Origin of the sequence: Prevotella sp. (assembly GCF_036570325.1) — a bacterium.
In the GTDB taxonomy this organism is placed as follows: domain Bacteria; phylum Bacteroidota; class Bacteroidia; order Bacteroidales; family Bacteroidaceae; genus Prevotella.
The window spans coordinates 52,415-76,167 of the sequence record NZ_DATCYK010000028.1 but is presented as its reverse complement, the minus strand read 5'-3'; the positions used below and the strand labels follow the sequence as shown (position 1 = coordinate 76,167).

Annotated in this window: 15 protein-coding genes and 1 pseudogene; 7 read left to right on the top strand and 9 right to left on the bottom strand. The window is 55.9% G+C overall.

Annotated features, from left to right (window positions below):
• The 6 genes from VIR50_RS02485 to VIR50_RS02460 form a co-directional block, all read left to right on the top strand.
• Window positions 1–143: DUF4974 domain-containing protein (locus VIR50_RS02485; RefSeq protein ID WP_331933573.1), on the top strand; the 143-nt coding region annotated here is incomplete at its 5' end.
• A 79-nt stretch (window positions 144–222) separates the two neighbouring features.
• Complete coding sequence (locus VIR50_RS02480; RefSeq protein ID WP_414703518.1) at window positions 223–3,471, top strand: TonB-dependent receptor; 3,249 nt, start codon at window positions 223–225, stop codon at window positions 3,469–3,471.
• Window positions 3,472–3,483: 12 nt separating this feature from the next.
• Entirely contained in the window at window positions 3,484–4,956 is a 1,473-nt protein-coding gene (locus VIR50_RS02475; RefSeq protein WP_331933565.1) for a RagB/SusD family nutrient uptake outer membrane protein, read from the top strand.
• A 33-nt stretch (window positions 4,957–4,989) separates the two neighbouring features.
• The gene (locus VIR50_RS02470) at window positions 4,990–6,354 is read left to right on the top strand and encodes a DUF5125 domain-containing protein (protein WP_331933564.1); all 1,365 of its coding nucleotides are present in this window, start codon (window positions 4,990–4,992) and stop codon (window positions 6,352–6,354) included.
• Between the two features lie 19 nt (window positions 6,355–6,373).
• Window positions 6,374–8,884, top strand: a complete 2,511-nt coding sequence (locus VIR50_RS02465; protein WP_331933563.1) for a family 20 glycosylhydrolase — start codon at window positions 6,374–6,376, stop codon at window positions 8,882–8,884.
• 26 nt (window positions 8,885–8,910) lie between these two features.
• Window positions 8,911–10,548, top strand: a complete 1,638-nt coding sequence (locus VIR50_RS02460; protein WP_331933562.1) for a beta-N-acetylhexosaminidase — start codon at window positions 8,911–8,913, stop codon at window positions 10,546–10,548.
• Window positions 10,549–10,842: 294 nt separating this feature from the next.
• Here VIR50_RS02460 and VIR50_RS02455 read toward each other — a convergent pair whose 3' ends face one another.
• The 5 genes from VIR50_RS02455 to VIR50_RS02435 all read right to left on the bottom strand — a co-directional run bounded on the left by VIR50_RS02455 (window position 10,843) and on the right by VIR50_RS02435 (window position 17,682).
• The gene (locus VIR50_RS02455) at window positions 10,843–11,904 is read right to left on the bottom strand and encodes a DUF4876 domain-containing protein (RefSeq protein WP_331933561.1); all 1,062 of its coding nucleotides are present in this window, start codon (window positions 11,902–11,904) and stop codon (window positions 10,843–10,845) included.
• A 137-nt stretch (window positions 11,905–12,041) separates the two neighbouring features.
• Window positions 12,042–12,164 carry a hypothetical protein gene (locus tag VIR50_RS02450; protein WP_331933560.1) on the bottom strand — a complete coding sequence of 41 codons (123 nt, stop codon included), beginning with the start codon at window positions 12,162–12,164 and terminating at the stop codon, window positions 12,042–12,044.
• A 110-nt stretch (window positions 12,165–12,274) separates the two neighbouring features.
• Window positions 12,275–13,633, bottom strand: a complete 1,359-nt coding sequence (locus VIR50_RS02445) for a hypothetical protein (protein WP_414703517.1) — start codon at window positions 13,631–13,633, stop codon at window positions 12,275–12,277.
• 13 nt (window positions 13,634–13,646) lie between these two features.
• Window positions 13,647–14,930, bottom strand: coding sequence for a hypothetical protein (locus VIR50_RS02440; protein ID WP_331933559.1), 1,284 nt, complete (start codon window positions 14,928–14,930; stop codon window positions 13,647–13,649).
• A 409-nt stretch (window positions 14,931–15,339) separates the two neighbouring features.
• Window positions 15,340–17,682 carry a TonB-dependent receptor plug domain-containing protein gene (locus tag VIR50_RS02435; RefSeq protein ID WP_331933558.1) on the bottom strand — a complete coding sequence of 781 codons (2,343 nt, stop codon included), beginning with the start codon at window positions 17,680–17,682 and terminating at the stop codon, window positions 15,340–15,342.
• A gap of 455 nt (window positions 17,683–18,137) precedes the next feature.
• Between VIR50_RS02435 and VIR50_RS02430 the strand changes: the two genes are divergently transcribed.
• Window positions 18,138–18,887 (top strand): peptidylprolyl isomerase, encoded by a 750-nt coding sequence (locus VIR50_RS02430; protein WP_331933570.1) that lies wholly within the window; start codon window positions 18,138–18,140, stop codon window positions 18,885–18,887.
• Between the two features lie 36 nt (window positions 18,888–18,923).
• Here the strand turns inward: VIR50_RS02430 and VIR50_RS02425 are convergent, their stop codons facing one another.
• The 4 genes and pseudogenes from VIR50_RS02425 to menD form a co-directional block, all read right to left on the bottom strand.
• Window positions 18,924–19,925: an AMP-binding protein gene (locus tag VIR50_RS02425; protein WP_414703520.1), complete on the bottom strand. Its 1,002-nt coding sequence runs from the start codon at window positions 19,923–19,925 to the stop codon at window positions 18,924–18,926.
• 24 nt (window positions 19,926–19,949) lie between these two features.
• A pseudogene (menC, locus tag VIR50_RS02420) lies at window positions 19,950–20,969 on the bottom strand (o-succinylbenzoate synthase); the annotation flags it as partial.
• Between the two features lie 125 nt (window positions 20,970–21,094).
• Window positions 21,095–21,919 (bottom strand): 1,4-dihydroxy-2-naphthoyl-CoA synthase, encoded by an 825-nt coding sequence (menB, locus tag VIR50_RS02415; RefSeq protein WP_331933557.1) that lies wholly within the window; start codon window positions 21,917–21,919, stop codon window positions 21,095–21,097.
• Window positions 21,920–21,921: 2 nt separating this feature from the next.
• The gene (gene menD, locus VIR50_RS02410; RefSeq protein WP_331933556.1) at window positions 21,922–23,634 is read right to left on the bottom strand and encodes a 2-succinyl-5-enolpyruvyl-6-hydroxy-3-cyclohexene-1-carboxylic-acid synthase; all 1,713 of its coding nucleotides are present in this window, start codon (window positions 23,632–23,634) and stop codon (window positions 21,922–21,924) included.
• Window positions 23,635–23,753 lie beyond the last annotated feature (119 nt).

Here is a 23,753-nt window from a genome sequence, read left to right as displayed (position 1 = left end):
TGGCCTCCAACGACCTCTCCCGCGTAACCTTCTCGGGCACTATTCGCAACAACAGCTTGGAAAACATCTTCCATGTCATCAGCCTTACCTATCCGCTTTCCTATGAACTCCATGGCGACACCATTCTCCTGAAGCACCGATAGCCGCAATCCAAGCCTATCGAAGCCTGCCATTTGAAACAAGAAAACAACCCTATACCATACATTATTAACCTTTTATTTTATGAAGATGCATTATTCTAATTGGATGAGAAAATGTATAGTCGGCCTTTGCCTCTTCACTTTGGCGCAACTGTCAGCCGTTGCCCAAGTGACTTTTAAGGTGAAAAACAAGACTATACAGCAAGTACTGCAGCAGATAGAACGCACTGCCGGCTACAGTATCTTTTACAATGACAAGCTCCCCGGGCTCAAAACGAAAGTCGACTTCACGGCCAATAACGAGCCCATCGACAAAGTATTGGGCCGTCTTTTACGTGAAACCGACATCGATTATCGCCTTGAGGGCACCAAACAGATAGTCCTTACCCGCCGCGTAAAGCGCGAGTTGCCCGCCAACAATCAGCATAAGCCCGTGAAAGGTGTGGTAAAGGACGCCAAGGGAGAGCCCCTCATCGGCGTCAGTGTCAGCATAGAGGGCACGCCCAACGGCACCATCACCGACATGGATGGGCGCTATCGGCTCGACGCCTCGCCCGGTGCACAACTGCGTTTTTCCTACGTTGGTTTCCAAAGCCATACCCTTCGGGTGGGCCATGGCGACACTTACAACATCGTACTCCATGAAGACGACAAACTGCTCGATGAGGTAGTGGTCGTAGGTTACGGTGCCATGAAGCGCAAAGACATCACCACGGCCGTTTCCATCGTGTCGACCAAAGACCTCGACGAGCGTCCTCTCATATCGGCGGCACAGGCCATCCAAGGCAAGGCAGCCGGCATTCAGGTGGTTCAACCCTCGGGAGCGCCGGGCAGCGGACTAAGCATTCGGGTGCGTGGAGCTACCTCGGTGCAGGCTTCCAATGAGCCTCTCTACGTGGTAGATGGCATGCCTACCGACAATATTTCGGACATCAGCCCCAATGATATTGAAACTATGCAGGTATTGAAAGACGCCTCCTCGGCCGCCATCTATGGTGCCCGGGCCGCCAACGGCGTAGTTCTCATCACCACAAAGCGCGGCGTGGCCGGCACACCACGGGTGAAATTCAGCGCCTACGCGGGCCTTTCAAAACTCGGACGCAAGCTCGACGCCCTCAATACCGAGGAATATAAGGAGCTCATGGCCGACCTCAAGAAGGTTTCCAACGTAGCTCCGTCCATCCCCGAGACCGAACATCGCTTTACCGATTGGACCGACCTATTCTTCAAAACCGGCTTAGAACAAAACTACCAACTGTCCCTTCAGAATGGCAGCGACCGACTGCAATACTTTATTTCGGGAGGTTATACCGACCAAGAAGGCATTGTTGAGAAATCACATTTCAAGCGTTACAACTTCAGAGCCAACCTTGATAGCAAGCAAACCAAGTGGCTCAGCCTCTCGCTTAACTTCTCTTACGCCCACACCAATGGGCAATGGGTGAGAGAAAACAGCAGCTCCATGCGAGCCGGTTCCATCCTCTCGGTCATCAATACACCGCCTTTCATGCGCAAATGGGACGCCAACCACGACGGATGGTACGACGAACAAGCCTACGGTTCACGTATTCTCAACCCTCTTGCGGCCAATGCCGCCGACAATAATACGGCCACCGACTACGTCAAAGGGGCCTTTGGCGCCACCCTCCACTTAGCCAAGGGACTCACATGGAAGACCACTTTCGGCATAGATCTCAACAATGAACGCTGGAATTACTACCTCGATCCCGTGTCGACCTCCGACGGTCGCGCCACCAAAGGCAGGGTAGAGGAGAGCACCGCCCGCAACTTTGAATGGTTACTCGAGAACATTCTCACCTACGAAACGTCGAAAGACAAGCACCATCTCTCGGCCATGGCCGGCGCAACCCAGCAACATGCCCAGTACAAAGGCTCATGGATGGCCGGCTACGACCTATCCGAATCCTACCCACACATCCACTCCATGGCCGCCGCCAACCAAATAGATAAGGACGCTACGGGCGCCGGCGCGTCGGCATGGTCGCTCGCTTCCTTCTTAGGACGTGTGGCCTACAACTATGATAGCAAGTATTTGCTGACGATGAACTTCCGCGCCGATGGCTCATCTCGCTTCGCCAAAGGCCATCGTTGGGGCGCTTTCCCCTCGGTATCGGCCGGCTGGCGCTTCTCCGAAGAGCCGTTCATGCTACCTCTGAAGCCCATCGTTGACGACGCGAAGCTGCGTGTGGGCTGGGGAATGAACGGTAACCAAGGCGGCATAGGTAACTACTCGTACTTGGCAGGCATGACTGTGAGCAAGGTAACGCCCACTGCCGACAACCTTTACCCGGGCCTTGCCATCGCCGCAGGCACCGCAGCCAACAAGGAACTCACGTGGGAAAAGACGTCACAGTGGAACATGGGCCTCGACATAACGCTGTGGAATGGTCGTCTTACCTTCTCTGCCGACGCCTATTATAAGAAGACTACCGACCTGCTTCTTACCGTCAGCCTGCCCGATAACGTAAATCTGCCGGGCGGCATTACCCGCAACGACGGCCAAATGGTCAACAAAGGAGTGGAGTTCAACGTATCTTCGCAGAACCTGAAAGGGGCGTTCCAATGGAATACCGACTTCAACCTGTCGTTCAATAAGAACCGACTCACCCGCTTGGGGCTCAACAAAATATATTATTATGGTGAGATGTACGAGACCAAAGAGCCCGCCATCGTATTGCGCGAGGGCCTTCCCTTGGGCTCATTCTTCGGCTACATATCCCAAGGAGTCGACCCCGAGACGGGCAATATCGCCTACGCCGACCTCAACGATAACGGCCTTACCGACCCCGGCGACCGAACAATCATAGGCAACGCGCAGCCCGATTTCACTTACGGAATGACCAATACACTCTCTTATAAAGGCTTCAGCCTATCGCTCTTCTTGCAGGGTAGTCAGGGCAACGACATCTTTAATGCCACCCGTATCGACACGGAGGGCATGATGGATTTCCGCAATCAGTCCAAAACCGTGCTCCATCGATGGCGTCGACCCGGCATGATGACCGACATACCCCGTGTAGGTAATGACGAGAATATCCATAACTCCACCCGCTTTGTGGAAGATGGATCGTACCTGCGCTTGAAAACCGCCACGCTGTCGTACAACTTCGACAAGCGCCTCATAGGCCGATGGGGACTCTCCCGCCTGCAATTATACGTTACCGGACAGAACCTTCTGACCCTCACTCGCTACGCCGGCTACGACCCGGAGGTCAACGCCTATGGCGCCAACGCCGTGCAGTTAGGCATTGACTACGGTACTTACCCGCAGTCGAAGGCCGTTATTTTCGGACTCAATGTAGAATTTTAATCTATCTGAACTATGAATATCAAACATATTTATTCGGCCTTCCTGCTCTTGGGAGGACTCTCGCTAACGGCTTGCAACGACTTTTTAGACGAGCGCCCACAGACCGATTTCACGGCCGAAGCTACCCCCGGCGACAGCATAGTCACCAAATACGCCACCATAGCCGACGCCCGTACCGAGCTGTTAGGCGCTTACAACAGCTTTAAGAACGACATTTTTCAACAAGAAAACTTCATGATCAACGACGTACAATCCGACAATTGCTACGTCGGGGGCGACGGAACCAACGAATCGGCGGTCGATATTTTCAAGCTCACCGCTACCAACGCAAAGGTTGCTTTGGTATGGTCGCAGTACATGGCCATGGCCGGTAATGCCACCAATGTTATCGAAAACGTGAGGCTCATGCCCGCTTCCACCCCCTCGAAGGAGCGCGCCGAGGTAATGGCCGAGGCCCGTTTTATCCGTGCTTGGGCCTTGTTCGACATGGTAAGGCTCTATGGCGACCTGCCGATGGTGCTCCAACTTATTCCCACCATCACCGCCGAGAACCTCGATACGTGGTATCCCGTAATGTATCCCCACCGCAGCACCACCGAGGAAGTGTACCAACAAATACTCCGCGACCTCAATGACGAAACCCTGTCGGCCCTGCCTTCCAAGCCCGCGGGGGCTTTCCAAGCCACCAAAGGGGCCGCCTACGGACTCTTGGCCAAGGTTTACGCCACCTACAAAACGGCCGACCAACGCGATTACGCCAAGGTAGTGAGCTACTGCGACAAGGTGATTGGCGAGGGCTACAGCTTGGTTTCGGACTTCAACGAGCTATGGAATCCCGACAATAAGTTTACCTCCGAGAGCATATTCGAGGTGTACTACACGGCCGAATCGCCCAACTGGGCCTACTGGACGCTGCTCAAGGAGGACGACGGCTCGGTAACATGGCGCCGCTACTGCACCCCCACCCACGAATTAGTGGCCAAGTATCTGCCCGACGACCGCCGCTACGAGGCTTCCATACAGTGGAAAAAAGCGCCCTACGACGCCTACTGGAACGCCGACAACTACCCCTTCTCGTATAAGATAAGGGAGAAAAACTCCGACATAATCCTCATGCGTTTGGCCGACATTATGCTGCTTAAAGCCGAGGCACTCGTGGAAATGGGACGCACGGCCGAGGCCATCGACATTGTCAATACCATACGCCGGCGGGCCGGACTCACCGCCCATCAGCTCAATAACGCCATGTCGCAGACCGCCGCTCGCTTGGCCGTGGAGAACGAACGCCAGCTTGAGCTCTACATGGAAGGCCAGCGTTGGTACGACCTTCTGCGCAATAACCGTGCCCTCGAGGTAATGAAGAGCCATAAAGACGCCCAAGGCCATAAGCTCTTTACCGACCTGCGCGACTTCCGCACCTTATGGCCCGTGCCCCAGAGTGAGCTCGACAAGAACACCAACCTCAAACAAAACGAGGGCTATTAACACCTTATATCCACTTCCTTAAACACAAACCAAATGAACATTAACCATATCCTATCTACCGCAATGGCCCTTGGCAGCCTCTTGCTCATGGGTTGTTACGAAGAAACGGGCCGCACGGTATATCCTTACTCCGTGCCCCGAATCTCCGGACTTACGCTATCTACCGACAAGCAGTTGGCCTACGGCGACAGTCTTTTCTTTTCCTTAGACATCAATAACCCCGAAACGCCCCTATCGACCTTGGAGGTGGAGCTGTCGGCCGACGGCCAATCGCTCTACAAGGAGTCTATCCGCACCAAGGGAAACGAGGCCTCCATTCGCCGCCATGGCCTATCCGTGCCCTTCGACATGGACCGTGAGGATACCCCGATTACCCTCACGCTCACGGCCATCAACGTGGAGGGAGGCAGCCAACAGCTCACCCGACAACTCTCCTTGGTACGCCCCGAGCTGCCCGAAACGCTCTTTCTGCATTACAACGACCAAGTAATCGAAATGCACCGGCAGGCCGATAACCCCTTCTTATACGCCACTCCCGAGGGCGATTACCCCGAAACGTTCAGCGCCCGCATAGCCACCGACGCCTCCTTGGCCCAATCCAAATACGTATGGGGCCACGCCGAGACGGCCGGTTACGCCGCCCTCATCAACCCCACGGGGGCCGCCTTCAGCTTTGATTACAGCGATTGGAAGGTGCGACAAGTAACTTTCAACGCCTATACCTTTAAATTCGGCGCCATAGGCGTGTACCAAAAGCTCATGCTCAACAACGTTGAGATGGCCCTCGCCGGCGGCTATTACAAGGCCACCGTGAGCCTGCAGCCCAACGACCGGGTAACGCTCACGGGCATAACCGACCTTGAGAAGGCTTACAACCGCGACTTCTTCAGCTACAACTCCGCCGATAACAGCCTCACGTTTACCGGCCCCGCCGGCTCGTGGGACGTATATTACTCGCCCGCTTATAACTATATGTGGGTGGCACGCATGACCGACGTGGCGCCCGAAGGCTATTGGCTCGTGGGCCATGGCTTCACGGCCGCGCCCCGATGGAGCGACGACTACGCCACGGGCGGATGGGGATTGGAAGATATTTTCCGCTTGGGCTACATCGTAAAGACGGCCGATAACAAGTATCAAACCACCGTTTACCTCAACAACAACCATGAGTGGGGCTCGTTCGAGGTCGAGATTTACTCCGACCTTGCATGGGGAAAAGACCGCGGCATGCAGCTTCAGGAAGGCTCACTAAGCGGCGATACCCAAGGCATTAAGGTTTCTAAATCAAATGGTATCACCTCCGACACGGGCTTCGTGCCGGGCTATTTCCGCCTCACTTTCGACAACAGCCAAGGCGTGGGCCGCGAAACGCTCCATATCAAACGACTGAGTTACTGATTCGTAAACCATTTTTCTCATGAAATATCTCCACCATCTATCTGCCTACCTTTGGCTGCCGGTCCTGCTGCTATGGCTCTCGGCCTGCTCCGTGGGCCGTCGGCAAGCCCCCTTGGCGCTCACTTGGACGGTCGACCCGCTGACCCTCGACAGCGCCGCCAAGCGCCATTCGTTGGTTTTGAAGAATGTTTCCACCTCGCCCATCACGGCCGATTGGCACATTTACTACTCGCAAATGCCCAAGGACATAGGTCGCATACTTACCCCTGAAGTAACCCTTGAGGCTGTCAATGCCAACTTCTTCCGCCTCCGCCCCACGTCGGCCTTCAGGTCGTTGCGGCCGGGCGACTCCCTCGTCGTAGCGTTCGAGCTGGGCGGTTCGGCCTCGAGCGTGTCGCAAATGCCCGAGGGGGCCTACTACGTTAAGACCGTAGGGGATAGGGAAGAGGCGCCTCTGCCCGTCGATCTGCGCATAGTCAAGCCCATCGCCACGGCCGACAAGCTCAATCGTGCGGCCCGAATCATTTACCACAACAATGCCCGCCTTACCGCCGACAGCCTCCTTGCGCCCACCGACATCCTGCCCTCGGTAAAGCAAATCGAACCGGCCCGGGAGAAAGGCATGCTCCCATGGCCCACCGAGGTAGAACTCATCTACCCCGAGGCCTTGGCCGGCGAGGCTGCCATAGTGGGCCAATGGCTGGGTAAAAGCTGCGCTATCACCGTGCGAAAGGGGGCCTCTTGCAAGGTCATTATGGCCCTTTCGGAAAACACCTTGCCCACCGCCCATCCCGAACGGTACACCCTACAAGTAGAAAAGCAGGGCTTTCGCCTCGTCGGCGCTACGCCCCACGGTGTTTTCAACGGTGCCATGACGCTCCTCGCCATGCTCCGCCGCCCTATGAAAGCCGAGGCCTTGGCATGGCAAACCATCACCGATTACCCCGACTTGGCCTACCGTGGCTTCATGCTCGACGTGGCTCGAAACTTCACCCGGCCCGAAGACGTAAAGCAACTCATCGATATTCTCGCCCAATATAAGGTCAATAAGCTCCATTTCCACTTAACCGACGACGAGGGATGGCGCATAGAGATACCGGGCATTGAGGAGCTTACGGCCGTCGGTTCGCGGCGGGGCCACACCCACGACGAGGCCCATTGTCTCTATCCTTGCTATGACGGCCATTACGACCCGACCGCAACAACGTCGGGCAACGGCTTCTACAGTCGCCAAACTTTCATCGACCTGCTTCGCTATGCGGCCCAACGCCACGTTCAAATCATACCCGAGATTGAGGCGCCCGGCCACGCCCGGGCCGCCATCGTGGCCATGAAGGCCCGCTACCGCAAGTATATGGCCACCGATAAGGCCAAGGCCGAGGAGTATCTTTTGACCGATCGGGCCGATACGTCGCGCTATCGCTCGGCCCAATCTTATACCGATAATGTCATCAATGTGGCCCTGCCGTCTACTTATCGCTTCATGGAGAAGGTCGTAACCGAGCTTGGGAAGATGTATAAGGACGCCGGACTGGCGCTCACCGATATTCATTTGGGTGGCGACGAGGTACCCAAGGGAGCATGGATGGGGTCGCCCCAATGCCTCGAACTCATGAAACGGCAAGGTTATACCGGCCAACACCATCTCTTTGAGCACTTCTATCGCCAAATGGCCGCTACCGTGGCACGGCAGGGCATGAGGCTCTCGGGATGGCAGGAGATAGGCCTTCACAACACCGCCGCTACCGACCAAAGCCTTCGTCCCCATGTAGGGGGCATTTACTGTTGGGACACCGTGCCCCAATGGGGTGGCGATACGGTGCCTTACAGCGTAGCCAACAACGGTTACGGGGTAGTGCTTTGCAACGTGGCTAACTTCTATGCCGACCTCATGTACGCCCCGTTGTTCGACGAACGTGGGCTTAGCTGGGCCGGAACGGTCAACGAGGCCAAGTCGTTCGCCGCCCTTCCGTTTTCCATCTATCGGTCGGTGAGGGCCGACTTGAGCGAGAATCCCCTCGATATTGACTCCGTATCACGGGGCAAAGTAGCCCTCCGACCCGAGGCGGCAGCCAACATTAAGGGCGTGCAGGCCCAGCTTTTCAGCGAAACCATCCGCTCTTTCAGCGACGTAACGGCCTATATGCTGCCCAAGATTTTGGGCCTCGTGGAGCGTGGATGGAATGTTCATCCCCAATGGGAACAACTGCGGGGCACCGCCGAGGAGCAGGCTTTTTACGCTGACCTGTCGCGTTTCTACGCCAAGATAGCCCTGCGTGAGTTGCCGTGGATGGACCGCTTACATATCAATTTCCATCTTCCGGCGCCGGGACTCGTCATCACCGATGGGCTCCTTCAGGCCAACACGCCGCTGCAGGGAGCCATTATCAGGTACACCACCGACGGCTCCGACCCCACCGACAAATCTCCCCGATGGACCCATCCCGTAGCTTGCAAGGCCTCAACCGTCAAGGCCCGCCTCTTTTACTTGGGCCGTCAGAGCGCCGTAACCACCATTAAAAACCCGTAAACCATCCGTAAAAATCTATTCAGTATATGAAAACTATCCATAAAAACCTTTGCCGAGGCCTGCTGCTAACGGTCTTGGCCACGCTGCAACTCTCCATTATGTATGCCTGCGACGATAACGATGGCCGTGAAACAACGCCTGCTTACGCCGCCCATGTGGCCATTATCCCCCAACCCGTGGCCATGGAGTATGGCGCCACCGATATGGTCCTGCCCAAGAAAATCGTGCTCTCGGCCGACCTTACGCCTATCTGTGCCGACCTGCTCAAGCAGTCGTTGGGCCGCATGATGACCGGTACCAGCCTCACCTCCGGGGCCAACGACCAAGCCACCATCCGCATCACAAAGGACCAATCGCTCACGGAGGAGGAATACAAGTTGGCCATCGGCGAGAAGGATATTACCCTTACGTGCGCTTCCTCGCAAGGTATGCTGTGGGCGGTGCAGACCTTACGCCAGATTATTCTCCAAGGCAAGGCCGATGACCGTGGGCTGACGCTGCCCCAAATCACCATCGCCGACAAGCCCAAAACGGCGTGGCGAGGCTTTCATATCGACGTGGCCCGCCACATGTTTACCATGGATTACCTCAAGAAACTGGTCGACCAACTGTCGTTTTACAAGCTCAATAAGCTGCAACTTCACCTTACCGACGATCAGGGATGGCGCATAGAGATAAAGAAATACCCTGCCCTGACCACGCAAGGAGCATGGCGCACGTTTGACAAATACGACCGGGAGTGCATGCAAAAGGCAGCCACCGACCCCTCGTTTGCCATCGACGAGCGCTTCGTAAGGAATGGCAAGGAGTACGGAGGCTACTATACGCAGGCCCAACTCAAGGACTTTATCGACTACGCCACGCAGCGAGGACTCGACGTTATCCCCGAAATCGACATGCCGGGCCACTTCTCCGCCGCCATCAAAGCCTTTCCCCAACTGTCCTGCAATGGCGGAACGGGATGGGGCGAGGAGTTCTCCGACCCCGTATGCGCGGGCAAAACACAGAACTACGGCTTCCTGAAAGACATCTTATCCGAGGTAGCCGACCTCTTCCCAAGCCATTACTTCCACATCGGAGCCGACGAAGTGGAGAAGACGGCGTGGCGCAATTGTCCCGACTGTCAGGCCCTTATACGCGATAAAAACTTAACCGACATAGACGGACTGCAAAACTATTTCGTCAAGGAAATGGCCGACTTCCTACGCGGCAAAGGCAAACAGCCCATGGCATGGGACGACGCTTTCCACGAGAAAGACCCGCAACCGCTGCTCTATACCTTCTGGAGAGACTGGAAAGCCGACCAAGTTGGCGAGATGACCCAGCGCGGATTGCCCGTTATTTTCATGGAATGGGGTCACTTCTACCTTAGCGCCGATCCCACCGACGAGCTGCTCAAGGAACTCTACAACTTCACTTTCCAACCCCAATTCAAGGGCATTCTGCGCCAAAACATCAAGGGTTATCAGGCTTGTGTGTGGACGGAGATGATTCCAAACGAGACCAAATTGGGCCAACATCTCTTCCCTTCGCTCCAAGCTTTCACCGAACTTACATGGAGCCGGCAGGCCAATTGGGGCTCGTACGTTGACCGCCTGCCGTGGCATTTAAAGCAACTCGGCGACTGCGGTATCAGCTATCGCCATCCCGATTTCCTGAAATAAAACGACAAACCGCTCCAAACGCACCCCAAATCAATAGAAAACAACCTAACCATCGGCGATAAACGAAGAAAACAAAGAGAGCCTATCAAAAAATTATCGCCTCAAAATAGAAATCATAAAATAAGGAGATGACCCTACGAAGGGCCATCTCCTTTGCTTTATCCGCTACTGTGGGGCAGCAGAATAAGGGGCAACGGGAAAGGGAACCAAAGGCGTTCAGGAAAGAAATACCTACTGTTTTAAAAGGGAACCAAAGGTGGGATGAACGGTTACAGTCCCCTCTCCCTACGCCCGTTACTGTGCTGCCGAGGCGCCGGGGACAGGCTGTGACTTGCCTTTAGCGGACAAAGAGGCGTCGCGAACCTCGAAATCTTGCGAAGAATTATTGCCGTCTACGTACTTCTTTCCGTCCCATCGACGTACCAAAGACTTGCCGGCCAAGGCTTGTGGATTGGTGCGTTTATCGCGCGATGAGGTAAGAACGCTCTTGTAACCACGGTCGAGCTCGGGACCCACAACGCTCCATTTATAATCTTGTTGGGGGCATATCTGCACGGCGTCAACGACCCATGCGTTGGGAATTTTGAGCATTTCTACGGGGTCGCTCTCGTTATTGTGACTGTGACCCGAGCCTTGTCCGTTGCCTTCTTTCTTGAATTCAGTCCACGTGGTGACCCATTTGTACTCGTCCTCTTTCAACAGTTTATCCATCGTAACGCCGTCGGGAAGTTTCACGAGGGCCAAAGCGCCTTCCTCGGGAATCATTGTGAAAACGATGTCATTGCCGTCTTCGGGAAACAAGGTCTTCATGTTGGGTACGTCAGCGTTATCCTCAAAGATTTCCTCTTCTTTGATTTGCTCCGGTGAATACCACTCAAATTTAGCGCCGCTAAGGTCGTACGAGGCGGGATTCCACATCTCCTCGGTTTCCTTGGTGTGGTCGATGGCGTAGCCGGTGATGATGATTTCCTCGCCGGGTTTGATGGGGTACTGCTGTCCGCTGCCCGGGAATTGCACCAAACGGGAGGCTCCAAAGTGGGTGGAAATAAAGTTATTCTTTTCCTTCAGCTCAACTATCTTGCTGCAACTCAACCCCGTCTGCACGAGGCACAGCCCATCGAGATAGAACGTTTTATCCGCTGTGGGATTCATAATCTTGATGTAGGAGTCGTAAGGATAGGAATAATTCTTCGTTGCATGCAACGTTCCGGTGTAGCAGATTTCCTTAAAAATAAGGTGGTCGACTACCTTTTCGGAATCGGGAATGACGGGGTCGGGACCGCCGTTGTTACAAGCTGAAAGACTACAAAGGGCCATCAGGGCCATGGGTAATTTACTTTTTAAAAAACTTTTCATTCGATTTTTATTTTAAATAACTACTGTCTGAATATATGAAATAGCACAGCCCGCCAAGGACGGGGCTGACCGTTCAGCCGAGACTGGCACAGTCTGAGTATATGAAATAATGTGGCCCGACGACGCAAGCCCATGCCTTAGCAATGGTCCACGGCTTCCCTGCCGTCCGATAAGCGGCCTATGAGCATGGCCGAAGCGGCTCTTTTGAAGCGTAAAAGCCATGCTTTGGCCATGTCGAAACGGGCCTTCCGCGGCGTCATAGCCACCCTTTGGGAACGCCGGGACGGGGACATGCCATTCCGCACCGTCAGTCACGGGTTGCCACGAAGGTTGACCATAGGCCATAGCCTATTGACTAAGGCCGATGGGCTTACAAGAACCAAGCGCCGTAACCCAGCCCGCCGGAGCCGTCGCCGGAGTGGATGATTTGGTTGTTAGCGGCGTCGAGGGCCTCCTCGGGGGTAAGTCCTATCTCCCGGCCGAGGTTAAAGTAGTAAGGCTCATGGCTGTCGACGTTGGTCGGGTCGCTGTCGAACATGCTGGCATATACCTTGATGGGCAGGTTGAAACGGATGATTTCCTGCCATTCGGACTCCGCGTTGGGCGCGTAGAACGGGGCACAGCAGGCGAGACTTAGCGCACGGATACCCTCGGGAATGGCGTTGAGAGCCTTCTTGCCCTTGCGGCATTTCATCACCCTCACAGCCAAGTAAAACTGTGGCAGCAGGTAGGTGGGGCGGAAATATTGGCGGCGAAAGCTCTTCTTGCTTAGCTCGATGGGCCACGGGCGCTCGTCTAACCCGTCCGAAGGATAGTCGAACTTGAAGTGACCTTTCAGCCCCACGCAGTCTTGGTCCTCGGGATTGCGGGCGTCGAAATGCTGCCGGGGCGTGAGCGGAGGCAGGAGCTTGATGTTGAACAGCTCACGCACGCCGTCGTTCATGTCGTCGTAATGCCACGTGTCACGATAGGTGTAGGTAAACAGTTGGGGCGTCATGAGGCGGCGCGACTCAAAGTCTTTCTTGCCCACGAAGCTCTCGGCGGCCACGCCCTCGATAGGTTTTACCTCGCCCTTGGGCACCTCGCTGCCGCCCCGATAGCGCACGTCGCGCACCTCGTAGGGGCGATTCGCGGCGTCGACGTCGCTGATGGAGAAGAACAACTGGTACTCGTCGGAGCGCGAGAGTATGCTGTCGTTCATCAACTTGCCATTCTTGTCGTAGAAATAAAGGCACAGTCCCCACAGCTTGGCGGGCCCTCCGATGACCCGGAAATACTCGGGGCCCTGCTTGCCACGCTGCTGTTCTATCATCGTGCTGACGCTTTGGCGGTCCATTTCCACCTCTATGCCACTTTTATAGTTATGTATTTGGGCGAATTGTTCCTGCTTCCACGGCGCCTTTGTGTAGACATAATTGCCGTGCATCATGCCTCCGCCGTGGGGATGGCCCTCCTTCAACATCACCAAGCAGGTGTACCAATCGGCAAAGGCGCCCCCGGCGTCGGGGTTGGGAATGGCCTTGTCGGTGGTCGTGGGCACGGGTTTTTGGCCCGCCTCGGTGCCATAATAAATCTCGGCGCCCGATAGTGGCACCTTCTTTTGGGTGATGGGATTGTTCTCCTCGTCGATGGTCACGCCACCGAACACGAATTGGTCGCACGCCGTAAGGCTCATGGCCACCAGCGCCAAGGCCGATAGGCGGAGCGAGAATGTTATCGTTTTCATCATGATAATCAGTTTTTTACATCGTTATTTGGGGAATAAGGCGATAGTAATCGCCGTCGGTGGCAAACATACGCACCAGCGTTTCCGTGGCAGCCTCGGGGTAGTAGCGGCGCACATCGGCGCCAAACTTCTCCTTATCGGCCTCATCAGCGTCGGCTATCACACGGAAAGCAATGGGGTAATCTATGTCAAACGTGTTCCACGAGGGCTGTATCTCGTCGTGACCGTTGAGCCCCTCAATGCCGTTAGCGGTGAGATATTTCTCCTTGGAGCCTATCATGTGCGAAATACAGATACGCATTTGGAAGGCCACATTGCTCTTGTGGAAGCGCAGCATGCCCTTGAAGCCTAGCCTATCGTAGTTCTTGGCGGTCATGAGGTCACGATGGCGCTGCAACAGTTTCACGGGTTCGCCCAGCCGTGAGCGGCCCATGTCGTCGTTGCCTTTCACCGCTTGGCCCAGCTCAAGCTCCACGGGGTCGGTGTCGCGGTAGTCATAGGTGAATATTTCTTTTACCATGGCGTTGAGCGCCGTTTGGTCGATGGCCTTGTAAAGCTCGTACTCCTTGCCCGTGGAAGGGTCGCGGTAGGGGGCCGTGGCCTGCCGGGTCATGCTCACCTCCACGGCCTTTCGGGCCAAGGAAGCGTTGTAAGGCAGGTCGTTATCCACCTCTTTTCCCACCTCCACGTACACGTTTTTAGGCGAGGCCACGGTACTCTTAAGGCGTCGCCCCTCGTCGTCGGTCTTGAAAAGGTAGCGATCGTAGTAGGTGCTATCGAGGCTCATGGGGTAGGTAAGCTGCTCGCCGGTGAGCGAATAATTCTGCAACGTGAAGAAATGTTGGTGATGGAGGAGGGTAGAACTCTCCAAATCCTCGGGGTCGTAGCGTGAGAACTGGTGGTTGATGAGCTTGCCGTTGATATCGAAGTATCTCAATTCCAGCCCGTAGCAGACGTTCTTTCCCTTCACCACGTCAAAGGCTTTGCGCTCGGACGTGATGGTTACGTTGCCCGCATCGTCCTTACTGAGGTCGATTTGTTGGAACAATGGCAGGGGCGGCGTCACGAAATTGCTGAGCCCGTAGGCCGAATACGTTTGGTTGTCGGGCCGCTGTCGGGCCATGCGCAGCACCACTTGGATGGCGTAAATCTGGTCATGTCCCTTCACGTCGCGCTCTATCGTGGCCGGCGGAGCTACCACCATGGGCGACAAAAGTTTCTCCATGCTCTCGGCCGAACAGCCGCTCAGCAGTATCGTCAGGCCCATCAAGAGGGCCGGTATTGTGCTAAAATGTTTCATATTCAAGTGCATTTGTTATTTTAGTTGACGAGTTGGGAGGTTTTAGTTGACGAGATACAAGTTAATGAGTTGACAAGTTGATGGCTTAGTGGACGAGTAAACGAGGTTTTAGTTGACGAGTTGACAAGTTAACGAGTGAACAAGTTATTAGTGATTACAGCCCTTTTACCTCGCCATTAGGCCGCTTTTAAGCGGCGATTAAGCCACTATTAAGAGGTAATAAGGCTGCTTTTAAAATCATTAAATCGTATTTTCATAAACTATAAAATTGCATTCAAGAGATAGTTTCCATCAACTTGTTTACTCATTAACTCGTAGCTCGTCAACTTCAACCATCAACTTATCAACTTAAAACTAACAACTTGTCAACTCGTCAACTTGTTTACTCGTCAACTAAAAAACTCTTTCATCAAAACGTTACGATGGTTCTCAGGGTGAATTTGGCGCCCCGCTCATGGGCATAGTACCTGAAGCGGTCGGTATATTCCTTGTAAAGACGGTTCAGGACGTTGTCGCCCACGAGGACGAACTTGAGCTTCGTGCCACCCGGAAGCTCTGTTGAGGCCTCCGCCGAGCCACCGAGGAGGAAGTAGGCGGGCGGCGTGTCGGGCACCAAGTCTTTCACCGGGTCGAAGCGTGTCTGCTTGGTTACATATCGACCTTCGACCACCAATCCGGCGTGCCATCTCTTTCCAATCGTCGTTTGGTAATCGGCGGCCAACTCATACCTGTCCGACGGCATGAAAGGCATCCACGCCTTTTGCGACAAGTTGCGGGCGCTGATCCACTCGCCCTTGGCACTCAACGTCAAACTCTCTATCGGTCGCACCGTCGCCACCACGTCGCCACCGATGAAGCGGGCGTTGTCCTGCCCGTAAACAAACTTAGGATACTTGCCGCTGGGGTGGTTATGGAAGCGGTCGTTGCCACTGCCTATGCAGTCATAAATGTAGTTCGTGATGTTTTGAAAGAACATGCCGGGCTCTATGGAGAACCATGTCGTACGATAACGGGCGCCCATCACGGCCTTGTAACCTCGCTCGCTGGTCAGCTCCCGATTGCCCACGACCCAGTAAGTGCCGTTGTGCAGGCCGCCGGCGTAAAGCTCATTGATGTCGGGCGGGCGCCAAGCCCAGCCTATGTTGAGGCGTGCGTCGAGGTTATCGTTGAACTGATAGTGGGCCGCGAGGCTGCCGGTGAAGTTGCTATACACCTTAAAATCGTCGTAATATTGGAAACTCGATAGGCTGGTATAGCCGTTCACGTCGAGCCCCCGCATGTCGTAGCGCATGCCGGCGGAGCACATCAGCCGCCCGAAGGTCATCTTATGGAGCAGGAAGAAGCCCGTGGTGAGGGCGGCGAAGTTGGGAATGAAGGCCGGCTGTTTGGTGCCGGGGACGTTGAAATTGGTCTGGTACATGCCCGAAACGCCTAACTGCGACACCATGGAGGGCGTCCAATTGGCATTCCATATCGCCTCGCCGTTGAAGGTCTTGAGCCGCAAATCCTGCACGGGAATCCAACTGAAACGCTTTATTTTACGATTCTCGAACTCCTGCCGAAGGTTCTCTTGAAACGAAAGACTGAAGATAAGGCTGTGCCTTTGGGCCACGTCCCACGTGGCGTCGGCCTTCATCGTGACGTGCTGCGACTGCTGGAAAGGCGGCTCTATGTGGTAACTGAAGGGGCGGATGGTATTCTCCTCGGGCCTTCCCCGCATGAAGCGGGCCAAGAGTTGGTCCATGTCCGACACGTTGCTGCCGTAATACACGCCGCTCCTCGAGTAGTACAACGAGGCAAAGAGCTTGGCCGTGAGGCGGTTGGTGCGATAGCCCAAGAGGGCCGAGAGGCTGATGTTCTTGTATCCGGTGTTGTTAAGTCGGTATTCGGCGGTGCGGTAATCGCCGGCCCGTTGGTACATGCCGTGCAGGCGGAGACCCGTTTTCTTATAACCGAAATCCATCGTCGCCGCCCCGTCATAGGCGTTGCTGTTGGTGGAGTAGCCCACGTTGGCCACGCCCTTCACCTTCAACCGCTCGGCGCCAAAGGGCAACGGAGCCTGATCGAGCAGCACAACGCCACCCACGGCGCCGTAACCATAGCGTATGGATTCGGCCCCTTTGATCACCTCCACTATGCTTGAGGCCGTATGATCTATCTCGGGCGCGTGGTCAATGCCCCAGTTCTGACTCTCTAATCGTACGCCGTTGTTGACCAAGAGAATGCGACTGCTGTGCATACCTTGTATCACCGGCTTGGCCACAGCGTTGCCCGAACTGATACTACTCACGCCGGGCACCTTCTCCAAGAGCTGCGCCAACGACAGGGCGGAGCTTTTCTCGAGCGTCTTGGCGTCGATTTTGGCCACTTGTTGCAGCACGGAGGTCTGTTTCCTTTGGGCCTCCACGTTGACCGTACCGAGCATTTTAACCGACCGACGGAGGTAAATGGTCAGCCCCGAGCCGTCTTTCACCACATAAGGATGGGCAATAATCTCCTCGTATTCGAGCGACCTCACCGAGAGCACCACCCGTCCCGAGGCGTCACATCGCACCGAGCAACAGCCCGAGCCGTCGGTAACGTACATCTTCTTTCCCTCTCTCACCACGGCGCCCACCACGGGTTCGAGCGTGCCTTTCTCCACCACGGTCACCTTAATCACGCGCTCCTGACCGCTCTGGGCAAGGCAGGGGGCGAGGGAAAGAATAAAAACAAGGAGCATTGCGATGAAATATCTGCAATTGATTTTCATTGTTTACAATAATTTTTGAGTTAATATACAACTATAGAACGCAGGCCATCCTCATTCCTATGATGAGCCAATGTACTGTCTTTCGCTTTAAATAACCGTTCTACAAGGCAGGTAGACGAAGCCTACGCCGCAGGATTTCCACACTTCAAGATTGTTCTTGATTTTGCATAATTCCACATGTTTCCGATTTTTTATGCAAAATTACAATCCTCGGAAATCATCTGCAATACTCAAAAAAGATGATTATTATTTTGTCACAATCCGATAATCTTCCTAAATTTGCGAAGCATTACAACGTCCCGACGGCCGCTCCTTATAAATATAAGGAAATACTCCGCCCGATAAAAGGACAGCTCCCATTTCATAAAAGGGCAGCTCCCATGCGGCGAAAGGCCTACTTTCATTTCATAAGAGAGCAGCTCCCGCCGGGCCACAACACGATTAAAGACTTTTTTATGCCTACAAACATCAAAATCAGCACTACCGAAGGCGACATCCTCGTCAGCCTTTACGACGAGACGCCCGCCCACCGTGACAACTTCATTAAGCTGGCCCGGGAGGGCTATTTCGATGGAACGCTTTTCCATCGGGTCATCAAGGACTTCATGATTCAGGGTGGCGACCCCGACAGCAAGGGCGCTCCCAAGGGCAAACGGCTCGGAACGGGCGGCCCCGACTACACGCTTCCGGCCGAGTTTGCTTATCCCCAACGCTTCCATAAGCGTGGTGCGCTGAGCGCGGCCCGCCTTGGCGACGAAGTCAACCCGCAGCGGGAGAGCAGCGGCAGCCAGTTTTACATCGTGTGGGGAAAAACCTACAAACCTGCCGAACTCAAGCAGATGGAGCGCCAAATGGCCATGCAGCAGGAGCAACAAGTGTTCGACAAGCTGGCACGGCTCCACCATGACGCCATCATGGACCTGCGCCGCAAGCGCGACCGGGCCGGTTTGCAGGCCTTGCAGGACCAAATCATCGCCGACACCAAGGCCGAATGTAAGGCCATGGGGCGGCCCGCTTTCACGCCGGAGCAGACCCATGCCTACACCACCATGGGCGGCACGCCCTTCCTCGACAACCAATACACCGTGTTCGGTGAGGTGATCGAGGGCCTCGACGTCGTGGAGCGCATACAGCAGTGCGCCACTTCGCCCGACGACCGGCCGCTTAACGACATCACCATGACGGTGAGTGTGATTGAGGCCTAAAGGCCTTCCACAGCTTTGTCGGACTAGTCTGACCGGTCAGACCAGTCCGACTAGTCCGACCGATTCTTCCGCCAACCGCTCCGCTTCCTTCCTTGCGGGCTTGCCGGTAGGGGTGAGGGGCAGACGCTCCACGTGCACATAATGGCGTGGCACCCAATATTTGGGCAAGCAGTTCATACATATCTCGCTCACCTCCGCCATGTCGCTATGCTCGGTCAGCAGCACTATGGCCTCGCCAAATTTAGCGTCGGGGCGCTTGGTTATCATGAAAGGATGGCGCAGGAAGGGCCGCAGCGCTTGCTCCACTTCCTCTATTTGTATTTTTATTCCCCCCGAATCTATCACATTATCCTTTCTTCCGAGAATCCTGAATTGTGTCAACGGCCGCCCGTCGGGTCCATCGGTGGTCCGCAGCTCGGCCCGGTCGTTGGTCACGAGGAGGCCGTCGCACACCTCGGGAGCATGGATAACGAGACATCCTTCCTCATTCAGCGCCACGCTGACACTGTCGAACGGCGTGTACCACGAGCTGCTTTGCGGGCCCGAAACACGGCGCAGGGCAATGTGCGACAGCGTCTCGGTCATGCCATAACTGCTCCATACGGCGTTGGGAAGGCGCTTCAGCCGCCGTTCCAAGTCGTCGTCAATGGCGCCACCGCCGATGATGAGATGGCCGATTTGGCCGAGCAAACGGCGCTCTTTCTCCACTTTTAACGAATTATATACCTGCAACGGCACCATCGCCGCGAAGTCGGGAGCCTGCCCCTCGCCCAACGCGGCCAAGGGATGGCCGTCGGGTGGCACGCTGATGAGCCGCATGCCCCGCTCCAAACCGCGCACCACCATCATCTTGCCCGCTATATAGTCGAGCTTCATACAGAGCAAGGCCGTGCATCCGGGCCGCAGTCCGAGGAAGTCACACGTGATGCGGGCCGACGCCAGCATGCGCCTTTTCTCCACCCGCATGGCCTTGGGCTGCCCCGTGCTGCCACTCGTGCGCACTGTCACCGTGGGACTACTGTCCCGCCACTCGCTCATGAACGAGGCCAGCGTGGCCCCGGCCCACAGTTTGTCTCCCTTGATTTCCAAAGGCATTTCGATATTATCGGTGAAGAGTTGGCCCGTTCCCAAGCCCTGCGCCATGGTGATGGCAGGACCATATACCTTAGCGCAGAAATGGGCGATGGCGTTCAGTCCCACGTTGCTTTCCAAGGCCGAGGTTATCCAACTGCCTATGCCTCGCCGGCGGGCCAGCCTTATCCATTCCTCCGAACCCCTCATACCCCCGTGCAAACTCGGTTTAAGGATGATGTATTGAGGCCGTATCGTGTCGAGCAACCGCTCTTTTTCCTCCTTAGAGTTGACCCCTATCAGCTCCTCGTCGAGGGCGATGGGCAGCGGCGAATGGGCGCACAGACGGGCCATGTCAGCCCATTGGCGTTGGCGTATGGGCTGTTCGATGGAATGGATGTCAAAACGTGACAGCGCCTCCAAGCGCCCCATGGCCTCTTGAGGGGTGAATCCGCCGTTGGCGTCGACCCGCAATTCCACCTCCTCTTTCGTGAAACGCCGGCGTATGTGGCGTATAAGCGCCAGCTCACGGTCGAAGTCGATGGCGCCAATCTTGAGCTTCACGCAGCGAAATCCCTCCTCGAGCTTCGCCTCCAAGCGCCCCATCATCTCGTCGAACGTGCCCATCCATACCAGTCCGTTGATAGGAATGCCCTCCTCACCACGGCCAAAGGGGGTGTCGAACAAGGCGGTGCTACCCTGCGCCTCGAGCTGCGCGAACGCCGTTTCCAAGCCAAACAGCATGCTCGGATAAGGCCGCAACCGCTCATAGGGGATAGCGCCCGACTGCTCCACGAGGTCACACATTTCTCTCAAAATCCGACTGTAATCGGGCAAATCGTCACACGAGAGCCGGGGCAAGGGCGCACATTCGCCCACACCCGTCAGTCCCGGCCGCTCCGAGTCGGTCAGTGTAAGGTAGTAACTGTGGCGTGTGAGATACACGCCCCTCGACGTTCCGGCCGGCTGTTTGAAGTGAAGCGTGCGGTCGGTAATGGTTATTTTAAGCATAGGAAGAGAGGAGATTATTGGTAATAAAAGGGGGATAAGGAGCGGCATTGCCGCTCATGGAGCTCGGACTGGTCGGACCGGTCGGACTAGTCTGACCCGTCCGACCAAAAGAAAAAGCCCCCTCATCACGGAAACTGCGGATACTTATCGAAGTCGGGCTTGCGTTTCTCGAGGAAAGCACGGCCTCCTTCCTGCGCCTCATCCATGGTGTAATACAGCATGGTGGCGTCACCGGCCAGCTCCTGAATGCCCGCCTGCCCGTCGAGCTCGGCGTTGAGACCCGCCTTGATCATGCGAAGGGCCAGCGGAGAGCGCTCCATCATCACCTCAGCCCACTCCACACAAGCGTCCTCAAGCGCATCGAAGGGAACCACACGGTTGACCATTCCCATCTGCTCCGCCTCACGGGCAGTGTACTGTTTGCACAAAAACCATATCTCACGGGCCTTTTTCTGTCCCACCATACGGGCCAGATAGCTGGCGCCAAAGCCCGCGTCGAACGAGCCAACCTTGGGTCCCGTCTGTCCGAAGATGGCATTCTCCGAGGCGATCGTCAAGTCGCACATCACGTGGAGCACATGTCCGCCCCCGATGGCGTAGCCGTTGACCATGGCGATGACGGGCTTGGGCAGGCGTCGAATCTGCATCTGCACGTCGAGCACGTTGAGCCGTGGCACGCCGTCGGTGCCCACATAGCCGCCCCGTCCCTTCACGTTCATGTCGCCACCCGAGCAAAACGCCTTGTCGCCCGCACCGGTAAGGATGACCACCCTCACGTCGGCGGCCTCACGGCAGTAGCTCAACGCTTGACTCATCTCCCACGTCGTAAGCGGCGTGAAGGCGTTGCGGTAGCGCTCACGGTTGATGGTTATCTTGGCAATGTGATTGTATTCTTCAAAGAGGATTTCCTTGAAATCAAACCCTTCGATGGTTTTCCATTCTCTTTTCATATTTATTTTGATTGATAATATTCTTTCATTACTTCTGCGTCCGTGTTGCTGTCGGTAAATACTTCCAGCACCACGGGCCGCTCATTCCCCGTGCGCATGAACGCCGCCATGGCTTCCTCAAGCTCCCGGGCGTCATGGGCGGCGAGATAATCCACCCCACACTGGGCACAGATACCTTGCGCCGAAAGCCCATGACGGGCCGCCACGTGAGCCTCATAGGCACCGCTCGACGGCAGACCGGGCAGCGTGGCGAAGATTCCACCGCCATGATTATTGAGCAACAACACCTTGAAATTGCGACCCAAACGGGGCCACAAGGCGTTTTGATCATAGAAAAAACTGAGGTCGCCGATGACACAGAACGTCTCCGTAAGGCCCACCAGCGAACTGCCCGCGGCCGTGGAGAGCGATCCCTCAATGCCGTTGACACCCCGGTTGCACATGACGTGGCCCGTGGCAAACAGTCCCACGAGCCTCACCGACATGCTGTTGGCGGCATGGATGGTGTAAGGTCGACGGGCCGGAAGGCCCTTAAAGAACGCCTTGACGGCCGAAAGCTGCGAGTAACGGGGCACGAAACGGCCGAAAGCCTGCGCCGCCCGACGGAAAGCCGCGGCCCATCGGCCGACGAAAGCCGGGTCAATGGCCATGTCGCCACAAGCCTTGCGCCGCGGCAAATCGGTGGCTATATTTTCCAACACGCAGCCACACCGACCATCGACGACGCCCTCCAAATTAAGGAAAGTATCGTACACCTCGCCTCCCCGGTTCACAATCCACGTGCGGACCTGCACAGCTTGGCGCAGGAATTGCTTGAGACGCTTGCTCACCAGCGTGCCTCCGACGTAGAGAATGAAGTCGGGCAGATAGTCGGCCACGCCCTCGCCCAGCTGTGCCAGCACCTTATCCACGTGCTGCGGGGCCATCGGTCGGCCGTCGTCAGCCAACCCGCCATCCGCCTCATCGCCCGCCAGCGAGAGACATTCGCCCACAACCACCACGTCAGTCCGCAGCCTTCGCACGGCCCGACTCACCTTTTCGGCCTCGTCAAAGGCCAACTGTCCCACGACAATCATGGGCCTTTGGGCCGATAAAAGAGCCGCTCCCGGCGCCTCATGGCAGTCCGCGCTCTCCGTGGCCTCCACCATTCGGATAACCCGCTCACGGGGCAACCCGACCTTGGTAAACGCGAACAGCGGCTCGCTGATGGGCACATTGATATGCACGGGCCGTCCCCCGTGGCGCTTGGCGGCGATGAGCGCCTCATTGACAAGTCGGTTACAATAACGCCGCCCGTCCTCATCCATCGGCTCGGGTAGGCTCACCGCCTTCGTCACAAAGCGTCCCAAGGCGTCGGGCTGGGGCAATGTCTGCCCGTCCTGCTGGCCTATCCACGCCGCGGGACGGTCGGCCGACACCACCACTAAGGCCACATGGCGGTAAAAAGCCTCCGCCACGGCGGGCAACACATTGAGCAACGCCGTGCCCGAAGTGACGCACACCGCCACCGGGCTGCCCGTAGTCTCGGCCATACCGAGGGCATAAAACGCCGCCGAGCGCTCATCCGTAACCGAGTGGCACGTGATTTCGGGCGCCTCGTCAAGGTTGTGCACAATGGGCGCATTCCTGCTCCCGGGACATACCACGGCATGTTTCACGCCATGACCTATGAGCAACGACGTGAGAATATTTATATTTTCCTTATCAGAGAACATGCGATTTTAGTATTTTAAAAATATCTATGGCTGATTGAAAGCATGGGGGGTCGACTTTAAAATCATGCAAGCAGCTGATTTGAAGCATGCGTTATCAGACTGGTCTGACCGATCCAACT